This is a genomic window from Saccharothrix sp. ALI-22-I (assembly GCF_001984175.1).
In the GTDB taxonomy this organism is placed as follows: Bacteria; Actinomycetota; Actinomycetes; order Mycobacteriales; family Pseudonocardiaceae; genus Actinosynnema.
Map to the genome: position 1 here is coordinate 1 of NZ_MTQP01000062.1, position 15966 is coordinate 15966.

Here is a 15966-nt window from a genome sequence, read left to right on the forward strand (position 1 = left end):
ACAACACTGACAATAATGTCAGTTGTCCAGTAACAATCTCAAAGGAAAACCTCTTGACGAGGTTCATACAATTTACTGGCTATTCGGCACGCTGTTGAGTTCTCAAAGAACACGCGCTCACCGTCACTCATCACCGTTCAGGTGGTTCGATCCGGGGCTATGTTCGCCGCGCTCCGTTCCGGTCTCTCTCCGGCCCGTTCCGCGCTGGCAAAGAGAAAGTTACACCCCGCCCAACGCAGACACAAATCGGGGGCCGGGAACCCTGTCTTCGCAGGTAGGACTACGTGCATTCCACCCAGAACCGGATCATGTGTGATCGGGACCACTCAGGCGAGTTTTCCGTGGGGTGCGGACGGCAGGTGCACGGCCACCGACAGCCCCCCGCCGGGCACCACCGAGGCGTGCACCTGACCCTCGTGAGCTGCGACGGCGGCCTTCACGATGGACAGGCCGAGGCCGGTCCCCGTGCGCGCGGTCCGGTCCGTCCCACCTCGCCGGAACGGCTCGAACAGCTCGTCCACCCGGTCCGGCGCGATGACGTGCCCCGACGACGACACCCGCAGCGACGTCCACTCGGGCCCACCTTCGGTGCGCACCTCGATCCACCCACCGGGCACGTTGTGCCGCACGGCGTTCTCCAGCAGGTTCCCCGCGATCCGCTCCAGCAACGCCGGGTCGCCGACGGCGGGCGCCGGCGCCGTCAAGAACGACACCCGCAGCTGCCGGTCCTCCGCCTCCGGCCGCGCGGCCTTCCACGCGGACTCGACCACGGCGTTCAGGTCCACCGGCTCACGCACCGCCAACCCGAGCCCGTCCGTGCGCGCCAGCAGCAGCAACGCGCTGACCAGCTGCTCGGCCCGTTCCGTCGCCGCACGCACCACGCCCGCCATGCGGCGCAGTTCTTCAGCGTCGGCGTCCGGGTCGGCGAGCGTCACGTCCAACTCCGTGCGGACCACGGCCAACGGTGTGCGCAGCTCATGAGAGGCGTTGGCGACGAACCGCCGCTGCGACTCGAACGCCGCCTGCAACCGGTCGAGCATTTCGTCGAACGTGTCGGCCAGCTCCGCGACCTCGTCACGCGGGCCGTCCAAGCGCAGCCGCTCCCCCAGCGATTCGGCGGAGAGGCGGCGGGCCGCGTCGGTGACGTCGTGCACCGGTTGGAGCACGCGGCCGGTGATGGTCCACGCGAGCAGGGCGGCCGCCGCCACTACACAAAGGAACGCGATCGAACCGGACCGCAGCACGTCGTCGCGGGCTTGTTCGCCGAGCAGGTCCATCAGCGAACCGGCGTCGACCTCACGCCCGTCGACGATGACGGTGCTGCCTTCGGCGAAGCGGGGCGAGGAGGCGATGACCCGGCCGACGAGCAGCCAGCCGAGCAGGAGCAGCAGGCCGCTGACGAACGCGACCAGGCCGGTCGCCAGGAAGGTGAGCCGCGTCCGCAGCCCGGGTCCGCGCCTGCGGGCCAGCTCAGAGTTCAGTGGAACCTGCCGTGGGCACGCGGTAGCCCGAGCCGACCACCGTGTCGATGATGCCCGGCTCGCCGAGCTTCTTGCGCAGCGTCATCACGGTGACGCGGACGGTGGTGGTGAACGGGTCGGCGTTCTCGTCCCAGACGCGTTCCAACAGCTCTTCGCTGGAGACCACCGACCCCTTGGCGGCCAGCAGCACCTCCAGCACGCCGAACTCCTTGCGGGTCAGCTCGACGGGCTGGCCGCCGCGGCGCACCGTGCGCCGGGCCGGGTCGAGTTCGACGTCGCGGGCGGTGAGCAGCGGCGGGGTGGCCGGGGTGGCACGGCGGGCCAGGGCGCGCACGCGGGCGACCAGCTCGGGGAACGCGAAGGGTTTGGCCAGGTAGTCGTCGGCGCCGAGGGACAGGCCCGCGACGCGATCGTCGATGCCGGCGCTCGCGGTGAGCATCATGACCCTGGTCAGGGCGCCGGAGCTGAGGATCTCCTTGCACAGTTCATCGCCGGACATGCCGGGTAGATCGCGGTCGAGCACGACCACGTCGTACCGCGTCACGGTCGACTTCTCGTGGCCGGTCTCGCCGTCATAGGCGACGTCAACGGCCATACCTTCGCGCCGCAGGCCACGCGCGATCGCGTCGGCCAGTGGCACCTCGTCCTCGACTACCAGGATCCGCACCCCACAAAGGTGCCACACATCCCTGAGAGCCGGCTTAGCGTGAAGCTGTCGGCACGCTGTCGGCGTGCTGTCGCAGGGGTGCTCCCGGCCGGGGATCCCCTCGCACATACCCAACCACGCAAGACCGACATTCCGGCGCGGCGCGGGACGGCCTGTGGATAACTCGGGTGAGCTCGCGAGAGCCGTCCTGACCTCGGCCGGGTCTCATCGACCGCCGTCGGCAGCCCCCGGTGCACGGCTCCAGGTGCCTGAACGCCCAGCTCGCGTGTTCTGAGTGTTGAACTCGGGGGTCCTGAACGTTGGACACGCGCGTTCTGAACGTTGGACACGCGCGTTCTGGGGTTCGACTCTCGGGAGGGAGGGAGGGAGGGAGGGAGGGAGGGGGCGACCCCGGCCGGGGGGCGTTGGGCGGGAGCGGGGGGCTCGCGGGGCCCTGCGGGCGGTGGGTTGGCCGGGGTCGCGGTGGTGGGTGGAGGGTGCGGGGTTACTTCTCGATTGTGGCGTCGATTTTGGCGGGTTCGGCTGCTACTACCCACTCGGTGATGCGGCGGGCTACGTCCTGGGCGGTCAGGCCTACGTCGGCGAGGACTTCGCCGCGTTCGCCGTGTTCTTGGAAGGCCTGCGGGATGGCTAGGTCGCGTAGGGGGACGTCCAGGGATGCGTCGCGGAGTGCGGCGGCTAGTGCCCAGCCGAAGCCGCCGTGGCGGCCGCCGTCCTCGACGGTCACGACCAGGCGGTGGCGGCGGGCCAGGTCGAGCAGTTCGCCGGGCACGGGGAAGACCCAGCGGGGGTCGACGACGGTGACGCCGATGCCCTGGTCGGCTAGTCGCTGCGCGGCCGCGAGGCCGAGTTCGCCGAACGCGCCCACGGTCACCAGCAGCACGTCCTGGCCGGAGCGGTGCAGGATGTCGACGTTGCCGACGCGTTCCAGCGCGGGCAGGTCGGGCCCGACCGACGCCTTCGGGTAGCGCAGCACGGACGGCGCGTCGGAGATCCGCACGGCCTCGCGCAGTTCCTCGCGCAGCGAGGCGGCGTCACGGGGTGCGGCGACGTGGATGCCGGGGATCAGGCCGCAGATCGACAGGTCCCACATGCCGTGGTGGGACGCGCCGTCGGGGCCGGTGATGCCGGCGCGGTCCAGCACGACGGTGACGCCCTGCTTGTGCATGGCGACGTCCATCAGCAGCTGGTCGAACGCCCGGTTGAGGAACGTCGCGTAGATCGCCACCACCGGGTGCATGCCGCCCATGGCGAGGCCCGCGGCGGAGGTCATGGCGTGCTGTTCGGCGATGCCGACGTCGAAGCAGCGGTCCGGGTAGAGACCGGCGAACTTGTCCAGCCCTGTCGGGCCGCGCATGGCGGCGGTGATCGCGACCAGGTCGGGGCGTTCGCCGCCCAGAGCCGTGAGCTCGTCCGCGAACACGTGGGTCCACGTGCGCTTGGACGGGCCGACGTTCTCGCCGGTGATGGGGTCGATGACGCCGGTGGCGTGCATCTGGTCGGCCTCGTGGTTCTCGGCGGGCGCGAAGCCGTTGCCCTTGCGGGTGACGGTGTGCACGATGACCGGTCCGCCGAACGACTTGGCGCGCTTCAGCGCCGACTCCAGCACCGCGTGGTCGTGGCCGTCGACCGGGCCGATGTACTTGAGGCCGAGGTCCTCGAACATGGCCTGCGGGCTGAGCGCGTCCTTGATGCCGCGCTTGGCCGCGTGCAGGGCCGCGTAGAGGGGCTTGCCGACGAACGGGGTGCCCTGCAGGGCGCTCTTGCCGCGTTCCAGGGCGCGTTCGTAGCCGGGCTGGAGACGCAGGGACGACAGGTGGTCGGCCAGGCCGCCGATGGTGGGCGAGTACGAGCGGCCGTTGTCGTTGACCACGATCACCACGGGCCGGTCGACGCCCGCGGCGATGTTGTTGAGCGCCTCCCAGCACATGCCGCCGGTCAGCGCGCCGTCGCCGACGACCGCGACGACGTGCCGCCGCTGGCCGCCGAGCTGGTAGGCCTTGGCCAGGCCGTCGGCGTAGGACAGCGCGGTCGAGGCGTGGCTGTTCTCCTCGACGTCGTGCTCGCTCTCCGCGCGCGACGGGTAGCCGGACAGGCCGCCCTTCTGGCGCAGCGTGTCGAACCCGTCACGGCGGCCGGTGAGGATCTTGTGCACGTAGCTCTGGTGACCGGTGTCGAAGACGACCGAGTCGTGTGGCGAGTCGAAGACCCGGTGCACGGCCATGGTCAACTCGACGACACCGAGGTTGGGCCCGAGGTGCCCGCCGGTCCGGGAGACCTTGTCGACCAGGAAACGCCGGATCTCCTCGGCGAGCCGCACCAGCTCGTCGGCCCCCAACCGTTTCAGATCCGCCGGTCCGTGCACGGATTCCAGCAGCGTCACTCGCTCCACCTCGCCCTGTGGTTCGACACCCCGATTCGTCCGGTCAGTCTACGGACCACGGACTGAGACATCGCTCAGCGCGCGGGCTTCAGCAACGCGAGGCACTCGACGTGATGAGTCATGGGAAACGCGTCGAACGCCCTGAGCTGGGCCAACTCGTAGCCGTGCTGGGCGAACGCGGCGATGTCGCGGGCCAGTGCGGCGGGGTCGCACGCGACGTAGACCACACGGGCGGGTCGACTGCGGGCGATGGCGGTGACCACGACCTTGCCCGCGCCCTTGCGCGGCGGGTCCAGCACGACGACGTCCGGCGGCTGCTCGGTGAAGTCGGGTGATTCCAGCACCGCCTCCGTGCGGCCCGCGTGCCAGCTGATCTGCGGCTGGTCGGACAGGTTCAGCCTGCCGTCCTCGACCGCCCGGAACGACGACTCGACCACCGCGACGGAGCCGGTGTCGCCGACCTGCTCGGCCAGCACGGACGCGAACAGGCCCACGCCGCCGTAGAGGTCCCAGGCGCGGTCGCCGGGCTGGCAGTCCGCCCAGTCGCGGACGACCTTGGCGAACGTGTCCGCGGCGGCCGGGTGGACCTGCCAGAAGCCGTCCGCGCGCAGGTTCCACGCGCGGCCCGCGGCGAGTTCGGTGGCCGTGCCGCTGCCGCCGCGCAGCCGGGACGGTCCGGGCACGGGACGGCCGCGGCGCACGACCGGCGGGCCGATCTCGGTCAGGTGCACCTGCGCGCCCGCGTCCCGGGTGATGACGAGCTCGGACTTCGGCGGCCACGTGCGGTCCACGACGCCCTTCAGCGCGTCCGGCACGGCGATCACGCAGTCGTCCACCGCGATGACCTCGTGGCTGCGGTGGGCGCGGAACCCGGCCCGGCCGTCCGGGCCGACCGCCATCCGCATCCGGGTGCGCCAGTCCTCCGGCCCGCCGGGCAGGTCCTCGACGATGACCTCCCAGTCGAGCTTGGCCAGCCGGTGCAGCTGCTCGCTGACCACGGCGGCCTTGAGCTCCCGCTGGGCCTGCCACGACGCGTGCTGCCAGTCGCAGCCGCCGCACAGGCCGGGCCCGGCGAACGGGCACGGCGCCTGGACCCGGTCCGGGGACGCCTCCAGCACCTCCACGGCGTCACCGCGGCAGAACGAGCCACCGGTGTCCTCGGTGATCCGCACGACCACCCGTTCGCCCGGCAGCGCGTGCCGGACGAACACCACGCGGCCCTCGTACCGGGCGACGCAGTGGCCACCGTGGGCCACTGCGCCGACCTCGACCTCGATGAGCCGCTGCTTCCAGGTCGCCGTCACTTGCCGTTCCCCTGATCGTCTTGGCCGCGCTTGTCCAGGCCGCGCCGGATGGCTCCGGGCGCGACCGCGTTGTCCTTGTCCGCCACCTTCGAGGATGAGGCCAGCTGCCACGGCACGCTCGTCACCATCACGCCGGGCTGGAACAGCAGCCTGCCCTTGAGCCGCAGCGCGCTCTGGTTGTGCAGGAACTGCTCCCACCAGTGACCGACCACATACTCCGGGATGAACACCGTCACCACGTCGCGCGGGTTGTCCGTGCGGACCCGTTTGACGTAGTCCAGCACCGGCCTGGTGATCTCCCGGTACGGCGACTCGATCACCTTCAGCGGCACCTTGAAGTTCTCCTTCTCCCACTCCCGCACGAGGCGGCGGGTGTCCCCGTCGTCCACGTTCACCGTCACCGCTTCCAGGATGTCCGGCCGGGTCGCCTTGGCGTACGCCAGGGCCCGCAGGGTGGGCATGTGCAGTTTGGACACCAGGACCATGGCGTGGTTGCGGGCGGGCAGCAGCTTCTGCCGCTCCTGCTGGCGCAGTTCCAGGGCGACGCGGTCGTAGTGCCGGCGGATGGCGGTCATCAGGGCGTAGAGAGCGGCCATCACGGCGATGGCGATCCACGCGCCGTGGGTGAACTTGGTGATCAGCACGACGACCAGCACCGCGGACGTCATCACCAGGCCGAATGTGTTGATGCCCTGGGAACGGCGCATCCGGCGACGCGCCGCCGGGTCCTCCTCGGTGGCCAACAGCCGGTTCCAGTGCCGGATCATGCCGGTCTGGCTCATCGTGAACGACACGAACACGCCCACGATGTAGAGCTGGATGAGCTTGGTGACCTCGGCGTCGAACGCGATGACCAGCACGATCGCCGCGCCCGCGAGGAACACGATGCCGTTGCTGAACGCCAGCCGGTCGCCGCGGGTGTGCAGCTGGCGGGGCAGGTAGCGGTCCTGGGCGAGGATCGAGCCGAGCACCGGGAAGCCGTTGAACGCGGTGTTCGCGGCGAGCACCAGGATCAGGGCGGTGACGCCGGTGATGAAGAAGAACCCGACCGGGAAGCCCTCGAACACCGCGCCCGCGATCTGCGCGACCATCGTCTTCTGCTCGTAGCCCTCGGGCGCGTTGACCAGTTGGTGCGCCGGGTCCTCGGCCATCTTCACGCCGGTCAGCTGGGCCAGCACGATCAGGCCCATCAGCATCACGACCGCGATCATGCCCATCAGGAGCAGCGTGGTGGCCGCGTTGCGGGACTTCGGCTTGCGGAACGCCGGCACGCCGTTGCTGATCGCCTCCACGCCGGTCAGCGCCGCGCAGCCGGAGGAGAACGCGCGCAGCACCAGGAACATGAACGCCAGACCCATCAGGTGGTCGTCCTCGGCCCGCAGCTCCAGTCCCGCGCTCTCCGCGCGCATCTCGTCGCCCAGGACGAAACCGCGGAACAGGCCGTAGCCGATCATGAGCATGACGCCGGCCATGAACGCGTAGGTCGGGACGGCGAACGCGCTGCCGGACTCACGGATGCCGCGCAGGTTGATCGCGGTGAGGATGACGATCGCGGCGACCGCGAACAGGACCTTGTGGGTGGCGACGAACGGGATGGCCGAACCGATGTTGGCGGCGGCCGCGGAGATCGAGACGGCGACCGTGAGGATGTAGTCGACGAGGAGCGCGCTCGCGACCGTGAGTCCCGCTCGGCGTCCCAGGTTGACCGTGGCGACCTCGTAGTCGCCGCCTCCGGAGGGGTAGGCGTGCACGTTCTGCCGGTAGCTCGCCACCACCGTGAGCATCACGATGACGACCACGATGCCGACCCACGGTGCCAGCGTGTAGGCGGACAGACCGGCCACCGACAGCACGAGGAAGATCTCCTCGGGGGCGTACGCGACGCTGGACATGGCGTCCGACGCGAACACCGGCAAGGCGATCCGTTTGGGCAGCAGGGTGTGGGCTAGGCGATCGCTGCGGAAGGGCCTGCCGACCAGGAGGCGCTTGGCCGCGGTTGCGAGCTTGGACACGGGTCGAAAGCGTAAGGGGTGGTGACCTGTCGAGTGCTGTCGTCAGGTGAGCACTAGGTCGCTTGTGATGTGCGTCGCCGGTCTGGTGTGGCGGCTCGAACGGATGATCATTCGAGTTTTCGCCGAGTGTTCGCCCATGTGTTCGATACGGTGAGCTGTACGGGGGGCAGGCGGGGTGGGGCGGGAACGCGGGCGACCAGCGCACCCGACACCGTTCGGGATGCGCGCAGTGCCGGCACGTGGGGCCAACACCCACTCTCGCTCACTGATTAGGAACGGTAGGTTCTCCGTAGGCGTCGTTCAGGAGGCTTTCGTGCACGTGGTGATCATGGGCTGTGGCCGGGTGGGCTCGTCCCTGGCCAAGGCCCTCGAACGCCTGGATCACCAGGTCGCGGTGATCGACAAGGACGGTCAGTCGTTCCGCCGGCTCGGTCCCGACTTCCACGGGCAGCAGGTCGTGGGCAACGGCTTCGACCAGAAGGTCCTGATCCAGGCCGGCATCGAGCGGGCGGGCGCGTTCGCGGCCGTGTCCAGCGGTGACAACTCCAACATCATCTCGGCGCGGGTGGCGCGGGAGACGTTCGGGGTGGAGGCGGTGGTCGCGCGGATCTACGACGAGAAGCGCGCGGCGGTGTACGAGCGGCTGGGCATCCCGACCGTGGCGACCGTGCCGTGGTCCACCGACCGGTTCCTGCGGATGCTGCTGCCGGAGGGCACCGCGACCGTGTGGCGCGACCCTTCGGGCAGCGTGGCCGTGCTGCCGCTGGAACTGCACGAGGACTGGGTCGGGCACTCGGTGCGCGACCTCGAAGACGCCACCGGTTGCCGGGTGGCGTTCGTGATGCGGTTCGGGACCGGCGTGCTGCCCGATTCGAAGACCGTGCTCCAAGCCGACGACCAGGTGTACGTGGCCGCCCTGTCCGGCACCGTGACCGATGTGGCCGCGGCTGCGGCTCACGCGCCCGAGGAGAGCTGAGTGCGGATCGCGATTGCGGGTGCCGGTGCGGTGGGTCGGTCCATCGCGGCCGAGTTGGTGTCCGACGGGCACCAGGTGATGCTGATCGAACGGGATCGCACGCACTTCGAGCCGCACACCGTGGAGCAGGCCGAGTGGGTGCAGGCCGACGCCTGCGAGCTGTCCTCTTTGGAGGACGCCGGGATGCAGCTGTGCGACGTGGTGATCGCGGCGACGGGTGACGACAAGGTCAACCTGGTGGTGTCGTTGCTGGCCAAGACCGAGTTCGCGGTGCGGCGCGTGGTGGCCCGGGTGAACGACCCGGCGAACGAGTGGCTGTTCACCGAGTCGTGGGGGGTGGACGTCGCGGTGTCGACGCCGCGCATCCTGTCCGCGCTGGTGGAGGAAGCGGTGACGGTCGGTGACGTGGTGCGGCTGATGACGTTGCGCCAGGGGCAGGCGAACCTGGTCGAGATCACGCTGCCCGGGGACACGCCGCTGGCCGGGTCGCCGGTGAACGGGCTGGCGCTGCCGCGGGACGCGGCCCTGGTGACGATCCTGCGCGGAGGCCGGGTCATCGTGCCGACGCCCGACGACACGCTTGAGGGCGGCGACGAACTCCTGTTCGTGGCCGCGGCCGCCGTGGAACGCGAGATCCGCTCGGCCCTCGGTTACTGACCGCCGCCGAGCCCGCCTGCCGAGTTCGTCCGGCCGAGTTCGTCCGGCCGAGTTCGCCGGGTCGAGTTGTCCACAGGCAGGCTCGTTCTGCCGGGTTGTCCACAGGCGGCGGCGATCGGCCGGATTTCGTCGGCTCACTCTGGCAAGATCAAAGCAGGGGTCCCCTGGCGGGGACCCCTGCGAAGCGTTCTGAGCCGGAGCGCTTTGAGCGTGGAACGTTCTGAGCGTAGTGGCGCGGCTACCGCTCGTCGGCCCGTGCGGGCTGGGGGCGGGGGGTGGCGGCGTCGTCGAGGATCTTGTCGGTGGAGGCGTCGAGGAGCTTGTCGTAGATGTTCGGCTTGCCCTCGGCCTCGGCCCGGAGGCGTTCCTCCGCTGCCCGGTTCTCCTCTTCGTGGAGTTCGAGGGTGGCCTTGAGGCGCTTGTCCGAACGGCGCACCGCCCACACGGTGACGACCAGCGCCACCGCCATCAGCGGGTAGCCCATCGCCAGTCTCGCCGCCGCGAGCCAGCCGACCGACGCCTCGTCGTACAGCCAGCGCTGCACCACGAACCGGGAGCCGAAGACCAGCGCCCACACGAGCGTGGCGATGTCGTAGTCGCGGACGCTCGCCTTGTCCTGCCGCCACGCCCGGCCCTGGCCGTTGAGGAACGACCAGATCACACCCGCCAAAGGCCATCTGACCAGGATCGACGCCAGGAACACGCCGCTGTAGACGAGGCTCTGCCAGATGCCGTAGAGGAAGAAGCCCTTGGCGTCACCGGTCCGGTAGGCGATGAACGCGGCGATGCCGACGCCGAAGACCGCCGAGACGGCCGGCTGCACCGAGCCCTTGCGCATGGCCAGCACGATGCCGATCACCACGGCCGACGCCAGCGCGCTCCAGATCGCCGGCATGAGCCCGGCGAAGGCGTTGACCAGCACGAACACCACAACCGGCAACGAGGAGAACACCAGGCCGCTGACGCCGCCCATCTGTTCGAGCATCGTGGGCTGCTTCTCGGACTCGTTCACTGATGTCATGAAGCGTTCTGCAACTCGTAGTAGGGGTTGTAGAGCACCTTGCGGCCGTCCCGCACCGCGATCCGGCCTCTGGCCTTGATGGTGCGACCGGGCTCGATGCCCGCGATCCGACGCCGGCCCAGCCAGACCAGCGTGACGCCCTCGGTGCCGTCGTACAACTCCGCCTCCAGCGTGGCGGCGGCGTCACGGGGGCACAGCTCGACGCTGCGCAGTCGTCCCAACACCGTCACCTCCTGCCCGGACTTGCAGTCGCACGCGCGGATGGCCCCGACGGCCTCGGCTTTTCGGGACAGGTCGTCGGCGTCCAACTCGCTCACGTCGGTGGTCAGCCGACGCACGAGGCGGCGCCAGTAGCCACCCCCAGTACCAGTCATCCCCGACTCCTGGAGTGCGCGGGGCCTCGACAACGAAGCCCGTCCAACAGCCAGCGTAACCGGGTACACCCGATCGGGTATCCGACTGGGGGAGGATCTCGCGCCATGAGGTCGTCACGCGTCGTTCTGCTGCCCGGTACCGCGTCCGACGAGGTGTTCGTCTCCTCGGTGTTCGCCCGCCCGCTGGCCGAGGCCGGGTTCACCCTGGTCGCGCCCACGTCACGGGGTGTCCGGGAGCACTTCGAGGCGTTGGACACCGCCTGGGACGGGACGCCGCTGGTCGTGGGCGGGGTGTCGCTGGGCGCGCACGTGGCGGCGGCGTGGGCGGTACGGCATCCCGAGCGGTGCGCGGGGGTGCTGGCGGCGTTGCCTGCCTGGCACGGTGCGGCTGAGGGCGCACCGGCGGCCTTGGCGGCGTCGGCCAGCGCCTCGGTGGTGGAGTCGGCGGGCGTCGAGGCCGCGCTGGTCGGGGTCGACGGGTGGCTCGGCGCCGAGCTGCGCCGGGCGTGGCCCCGGTACGGGGTGCGGCTGGCGGCGGTGCTGAGGGAGGCCGCCGGGTCGTCGTCGCCGACGTTGGCGGAGTTGGGCGGGCTGACGGCGCCGGTGGGGGTCGCCGCGTGCACCGACGACCCCGTTCACCCGTTGGATATCGCCCGGGAGTGGGTCGAGGCGCTCCCCCGTGCCGCTCTGCGCACGACCACGTTGGCGGCGCTGGGCGCGGACCGGGAATCCCTGGGCCGCGCCGCGCTCGCCGCGTTCCTCGACGCGTCAGCGCCGGTGCCGGCCCGGGGTCAGCTCTCCTGCTGAGCCTGGATGTGCCGGGCGATGGCCTCGGGCAGCTCGATCGGCAACGGGGTCCGCACCGGCATCGCCTGCTCGCCGCGCACCACGACCGTGTCCCGCAGCAGCGTGTACAGGGCGTCGGTCGCCCGGCCGCTCTGCTCCTCGGTCGGCGCCGCCGCGATGCCGCGCAGCATCCACCGGGGGCCGTCCACGCCCACCACCCGCAGGTGCACCTCGTTGTTGCGGGCGAGGATCTCCTCGCCCCAGTCGCCGTTCTCCCGGAGGATGCGGAAACCGTCGGACTTGAACTGCGCGATCATCTCGCCGCTGACCTCCGGCCACAGCCGGTCGGACTTCGGCGCGGCGAACGCGCTGACGGTGAGCTGGCCGACGGTCGTCAACAGGTGCACCGCCCGGACCGCCCCCGCCGGGTCCATCTCCACCTGCAACTGCGCGCCGTCGGGCACGGGCAGCCGGATCGAGCCCAGGTCCAGCCGGTTCAGGCCGTCGTTCGGGGCCTGCGACTCGTCGAACGGCCCGTCCTCGGCCGACTCGACGCCGTCGAACTCGGCCTCGGGCTGCGCCGTCCCCCGGTTCGCGGAGTGCCTACCGCGCTTGCGGCGCCTTCCGAACATCGCCTTCACCCCTCCGTCCGGGCGAGCACGTCGTGCCCGCCTGTAGAGCCGTAGCCGCCCGCGCCGCGCGCGGAGTCGGGCAGCTCGTCGACTTCGCGGAACACCGCGTGCTCCACCTTCTGCACCACCAGCTGGGCGATCCGGTCGCCGCGCGTGAGCACGACGGCCTCGCGCAGGTCGTGGTTCACCAGGCACACCCTGATCTCGCCCCGGTAGCCCGCGTCGATCGTGCCCGGCGTGTTGACCACGCTCAGGCCGACCCGCGCGGCCAGACCGGAACGCGGGTGCACGAACCCCGCGTACCCCTCGGGCAGCGCGATCGCGATACCGGTGCCGACCACCGCGCGTTCGCCCGGTTCGATCACCACGTCCGTGGTGGTCACCAGGTCCGCGCCGGCATCACCCGGTCGGGCGTAGGCCGGGAGTGGCACGGCAGGATCGAGCCGGGACAGCAGGACCTCGACGCTGGGCACGGCGCGCGAGACTACCCTGGTGGCGTGAGCGAGACTGCTGTGACCGCCCCGATCGTGTTCCGCGAGCGGTTGTACGTGCCCTGGTGGGGTTGGCCGTTGCCGCTGGCCGCGGCCGTGCTGCTGGCCGCCGAGATCCACATGGGGTTCCCCGGCGTGCGGTCCTGGCTGCCGTACTTGATCACCGTTCCGCTGGCGGTGCTGCTGCTGGTGCGGCTGGGGTCGGTGAAGGTCGAGGTGTCCGGCGGCGAGCTGCGGGTCGGGTCGGCGCACGTGCCGCTGGACCTGCTCGGCGAGGTCGAGGTGTTCGACGCGAAGAGCAAGCGGAAGGCGATGGGCCCGAACCTGGACCCGATGGCGTACGTCACGCACCGCGGGTGGGTCGGACCGATGGTCCGGGTCGCGCTGGACGATCCGGCGGACCCGACGCCCTACTGGCTGTTCAGCGCGCGTTCGGCGGAGAAGCTGGCGGCCCTGCTGCGCGATCGGTGATCTCCTGCTCGGGCCTGCCGAGCCCGGCTCGGGCCTGCCGGGCCGCGTCACCGGACACCCGGTCCGGGTCAACGGGGACTGGGCGCCACCCCGGCGGTGGGGGTGAGCGCCCAGATCTGGTCGTAGGTGCTTGGTTGCTCGGTGGGTCGGGTTCGTGCTGGTCGGGCTCGTGCGGGCCGTGCCTGGTGGTGCCTCAGGCGCAGTCGCGGCAGATGTACTGGCCGTTGACTTCCTCGGCCAGCCTGCTGCGGTGGTGCACCAGGAAGCACTTCGAGCACGTGAACTCGTCCGCCTGCTTCGGCAGGACCTTGAACGTGAGCTCCTCACCGGACAGGTCGGCGCCCGGCAGCTCGAAGTTCTCGGCGGTCGCGTCCTCGTCGATGTCGACGACCCCGGACTGCGTTTCATTGCGCCGCGCCTTCAGCTCCTCCAGGGAGTCCTCAGCGAGTTCGTCTGCCTCGCTGCGACGCGGTGCGTCGTAGTCGGTCGCCATACTTCTTTCACCCCTGCGGTCAACGGAGATACTCTTCGTGTCGCTGGTTAACGCACCAGCGCCCCTGTTTGTGCCCTCCGTCCCCAGTGACGGAGGTCTCGCTCTCGCGACCGGGCGCCAACCCCCTGTTCGTCGACGCTTTTCGGTGTGCTGCGGTGCGCGGAGCGCCGAGAGGGTAGCTCATCGATCGGGGGGTCGTGCAGCGGGTTCCCCCTAATTGAGCAGACGGGTGACAGGCCCTTCGCACGCTGGCCCGATAGGCTTCGGACGGGCGCCTCCCACCCGGTGCCCGGGCGCGGCGAGGCCCGACGGGGGCGTTGACCGTCCGCGACCGGGTGATTGCGTCCTGCTACACCCCCGCCCGAGGCGCGAGACGGCGGGGCGCGGCATAGCCTGATCACTACCAACACTGGTCTGGGGAGGTCGACGGACGTGGGACCCGGTAGGGGGAGCAGCGGGTCGACGCGGTACCGGAAGCGACGGCCGTGGCCGGCGCTCGTCCTGTTCCTGGTGCTCGCCGTGACCGCTGTGGTGGTGTGGAACCGCGTGCTGTCCGACGCGGGCGACGTGGACGCGGCGATCAGGTGCAACCCGCCCGGCGGGGCGACATCGGCCTCGACCGGCGCGCCGACGGCACCCACCGAGGCGCCGCCCGCGCTGGGCACGGTGCTGGAGCACGACGCGCTGGACCGCACCGACCCGGTGCCGGCGAGCGACGTCCAGTTCCGGGTGTTCAACGCGAGCACGCAGCGCAACCAGGCGCGGTTCGTCGCGACGACGTTGATCGAGCTGGGGTTGAAGCAGGCGGCCGAGCCGGGCAACGACCCGGTGTACCCGGCGAACGACATGAGCTGTCGTGGCCAGATCCGGTTCGGGGCGCCCGGTGCGAGTGCGGCGCGGACGTTGAGCCTGATCGAGCCGTGTCTGGAGCTGGTGCGCGACGAGCGGCAGGACGCGACGGTGGACATCGCGATCGGCAAGAAGTTCGGCGAGGTGAAGCCGAACAGCGACGCCCGGAAGGTGCTCGACCAGCTGGCCGCGTGGGCGGAGCAGCAGCCCGATCAGCAGGGCGGTCAGGCAGCCGAGGGTTCGGCCCCGCCGTCGCTGAACCCCGACCACCTCCAGGGCGCCCGCGACGTCCAGTGCTGACCGACCCGCTCGACGGCAGCCAGCCTGCCCGCGCACACCCGCGAGCCGAACGCTCAACCCGTGTGTCCAACGTCCAGAACGCGCGTGTCCAACGTCCAGGACACCCGAGTTGAACGCTCAGAACGCGTGAGGCGTCCAGCCAGGCCCAGTCAGGCACTGCGAGGCGGCTTGACGGCAGTGCTCACACCTTGCCGAAGCCGCACTCCACCAGGGCGGTGAACAGGGCGTCGGCGATGCCCGGTGCCGCGGCGAACGTGGCGTCCGCTCCCAGTTCCGGCGCCTCACCCGGCAGGTGGACCACCGCACCGGCCTCACGGGCCAGCAACGCCCCGGCTGCCCAGTCCCACCGGCCCAGGGTGTGCTCGGCGTAGGCGTCCAGCCGACCGGCCGCCACGGCGCACAGGTCCAACGACGCCGCACCGGCCCGCCGCATGTCCCGCACCCTGGTCGCCAGGCCCGCCCACGCGTCCGCCTGGCGTTGCCGCCGTTCCGGCCGGTAGGCGAAGCCGTAACCCAAAAGGGACAGATCCAATCGGGTGGCATCCGAAACGGTGAGCCGCCGCCCGTCCAGCCACGCCCCACCGCCCCGCGCCGCCGTCCACACCCGGCCGCTGACCGGCTCCACGACCGCCCCGGCCACCGACGCGCCGTCGATCTGCGCGGCGATCGACACGGCGTAGTGCGGAATCCCGTACAGGTAATTCACCGTGCCGTCGATCGGGTCGACGACCCAGGTCAGGCCCTCGACGGCGGCCGTCCCACCCTCCTCCTCCCCGATCACCGGCTCACCGGGCCGCAGCTCGGCGAGCCGCCGCCGGACCAGTTGCTCGGATGCGCGGTCGCCCGCGGTCACCACGTCGGTGGCACTGCTCTTGGTGTCGACATCGGTCACGGCGGCTTCACGCATCGCGACGGCCAACTCGCCCGCCTCGCGGGCCACGAGGACGGCAACATCAACCAATGAGTGCGGATCGAAACGCAACTGTTCCTCCTGCGTCACTCTCACGGGACTATCGGAGAAGTGCAGGCTAATGTCTGCGGCCACGGTTACTGAATCGAGTAGGAAGGG

16 protein-coding genes are annotated in these 15966 nt (G+C 70.6%); 5 read left to right on the top strand and 11 right to left on the bottom strand.

Going from position 1 to position 15966, the window contains the following annotated elements:
* Positions 1–326 precede the first annotated feature (326 nt).
* The 5 genes from ALI22I_RS21705 to ALI22I_RS21725 form a co-directional block, all read right to left on the bottom strand.
* On the bottom strand, positions 327–1481 hold the full coding sequence (locus ALI22I_RS21705; protein ID WP_443216956.1) for a sensor histidine kinase: 1155 nt from the start codon (positions 1479–1481) through the stop codon (positions 327–329).
* Complete coding sequence (locus ALI22I_RS21710) at positions 1471–2148, bottom strand: response regulator transcription factor (RefSeq protein ID WP_077007378.1); 678 nt, start codon at positions 2146–2148, stop codon at positions 1471–1473. Before ALI22I_RS21710 ends, ALI22I_RS21705 begins: the two co-directional genes overlap by 11 nt.
* A gap of 484 nt (positions 2149–2632) precedes the next feature.
* Positions 2633–4531 carry a 1-deoxy-D-xylulose-5-phosphate synthase gene (dxs, locus tag ALI22I_RS21715; RefSeq protein ID WP_077007379.1) on the bottom strand — a complete coding sequence of 633 codons (1899 nt, stop codon included), beginning with the start codon at positions 4529–4531 and terminating at the stop codon, positions 2633–2635.
* Positions 4532–4605: 74 nt separating this feature from the next.
* Positions 4606–5835, bottom strand: coding sequence for a class I SAM-dependent RNA methyltransferase (locus ALI22I_RS21720; RefSeq protein ID WP_077007380.1), 1230 nt, complete (start codon positions 5833–5835; stop codon positions 4606–4608).
* Positions 5832–7847, bottom strand: a complete 2016-nt coding sequence (locus ALI22I_RS21725) for an APC family permease (protein WP_077007381.1) — start codon at positions 7845–7847, stop codon at positions 5832–5834. Before ALI22I_RS21725 ends, ALI22I_RS21720 begins: the two co-directional genes overlap by 4 nt.
* A gap of 220 nt (positions 7848–8067) precedes the next feature.
* Here ALI22I_RS21725 and ALI22I_RS21730 point away from each other — a divergent pair, with 220 nt between their 5' ends.
* Positions 8068–8823, top strand: a complete 756-nt coding sequence (locus ALI22I_RS21730; protein WP_443216955.1) for a potassium channel family protein — start codon at positions 8068–8070, stop codon at positions 8821–8823.
* Positions 8824–9480, top strand: coding sequence for a potassium channel family protein (locus tag ALI22I_RS21735; protein WP_077007383.1), 657 nt, complete (start codon positions 8824–8826; stop codon positions 9478–9480).
* Positions 9481–9718: 238 nt separating this feature from the next.
* Here ALI22I_RS21735 and ALI22I_RS21740 read toward each other — a convergent pair whose 3' ends face one another.
* Positions 9719–10501 (bottom strand): DUF3159 domain-containing protein, encoded by a 783-nt coding sequence (locus ALI22I_RS21740; RefSeq protein ID WP_083751919.1) that lies wholly within the window; start codon positions 10499–10501, stop codon positions 9719–9721.
* A complete protein-coding gene (locus tag ALI22I_RS21745; protein WP_033437072.1) occupies positions 10498–10875 on the bottom strand; it encodes an OB-fold nucleic acid binding domain-containing protein in 378 nt (125 codons plus the stop codon). The genes ALI22I_RS21740 and ALI22I_RS21745 overlap by 4 nt, the downstream gene beginning before the upstream one ends.
* 105 nt (positions 10876–10980) lie before the next feature.
* On the opposite strand from ALI22I_RS21745, the gene ALI22I_RS21750 reads away from it, so the two are divergent.
* Positions 10981–11682: an alpha/beta fold hydrolase gene (locus tag ALI22I_RS21750; protein WP_077007384.1), complete on the top strand. Its 702-nt coding sequence runs from the start codon at positions 10981–10983 to the stop codon at positions 11680–11682.
* Here ALI22I_RS21750 and ALI22I_RS21755 read toward each other — a convergent pair.
* Both ALI22I_RS21755 and dut read right to left on the bottom strand, forming a co-directional pair.
* Positions 11667–12293, bottom strand: a complete 627-nt coding sequence (locus ALI22I_RS21755; RefSeq protein WP_077007655.1) for a DUF3710 domain-containing protein — start codon at positions 12291–12293, stop codon at positions 11667–11669. The genes ALI22I_RS21750 and ALI22I_RS21755 overlap by 16 nt on opposite strands.
* Before the next feature lie 5 nt (positions 12294–12298).
* Positions 12299–12766, bottom strand: a complete 468-nt coding sequence (gene dut / locus ALI22I_RS21760; RefSeq protein WP_077007385.1) for a dUTP diphosphatase — start codon at positions 12764–12766, stop codon at positions 12299–12301.
* A 24-nt stretch (positions 12767–12790) separates the two neighbouring features.
* On the opposite strand from dut, the gene ALI22I_RS21765 reads away from it, so the two are divergent.
* Positions 12791–13255 (top strand): DUF3093 domain-containing protein, encoded by a 465-nt coding sequence (locus ALI22I_RS21765; RefSeq protein WP_077007386.1) that lies wholly within the window; start codon positions 12791–12793, stop codon positions 13253–13255.
* A 193-nt stretch (positions 13256–13448) separates the two neighbouring features.
* Here the strand turns inward: ALI22I_RS21765 and ALI22I_RS21770 are convergent, their stop codons facing one another.
* Positions 13449–13748 (bottom strand): DUF4193 domain-containing protein, encoded by a 300-nt coding sequence (locus tag ALI22I_RS21770; protein ID WP_053717171.1) that lies wholly within the window; start codon positions 13746–13748, stop codon positions 13449–13451.
* Between the two features lie 432 nt (positions 13749–14180).
* Between ALI22I_RS21770 and cei the strand changes: the two genes are divergently transcribed.
* Positions 14181–14897: an envelope integrity protein Cei gene (gene cei, locus ALI22I_RS21775; protein WP_077007387.1), complete on the top strand. Its 717-nt coding sequence runs from the start codon at positions 14181–14183 to the stop codon at positions 14895–14897.
* 181 nt (positions 14898–15078) lie between these two features.
* Here cei and ALI22I_RS21780 read toward each other — a convergent pair whose 3' ends face one another.
* Positions 15079–15879 carry an inositol monophosphatase family protein gene (locus tag ALI22I_RS21780; RefSeq protein WP_077007656.1) on the bottom strand — a complete coding sequence of 267 codons (801 nt, stop codon included), beginning with the start codon at positions 15877–15879 and terminating at the stop codon, positions 15079–15081.
* Positions 15880–15966: the final 87 nt, after the last annotated feature.

What these genes read in the sequence shown, in the direction of transcription:
- ALI22I_RS21745 (WP_033437072.1), bottom strand. Translation starts at nt 10,875, where the DNA reads ATGACTGGTACTGGGGGTGGCTACTGGCGCCGCCTCGTGCGTCGGCTG.
- ALI22I_RS21750 (WP_077007384.1), top strand. Translation starts at nt 10,981, where the DNA reads ATGAGGTCGTCACGCGTCGTTCTGCTGCCCGGTACCGCGTCCGACGAG.
- ALI22I_RS21770 (WP_053717171.1), bottom strand. Translation starts at nt 13,748, where the DNA reads ATGGCGACCGACTACGACGCACCGCGTCGCAGCGAGGCAGACGAACTC.
- ALI22I_RS21740 (WP_083751919.1), bottom strand. Translation starts at nt 10,501, where the DNA reads ATGACATCAGTGAACGAGTCCGAGAAGCAGCCCACGATGCTCGAACAG.
- ALI22I_RS21730 (WP_443216955.1), top strand. Translation starts at nt 8,068, where the DNA reads ATGCGCGCAGTGCCGGCACGTGGGGCCAACACCCACTCTCGCTCACTG.
- ALI22I_RS21755 (WP_077007655.1), bottom strand. Translation starts at nt 12,293, where the DNA reads ATGTTCGGAAGGCGCCGCAAGCGCGGTAGGCACTCCGCGAACCGGGGG.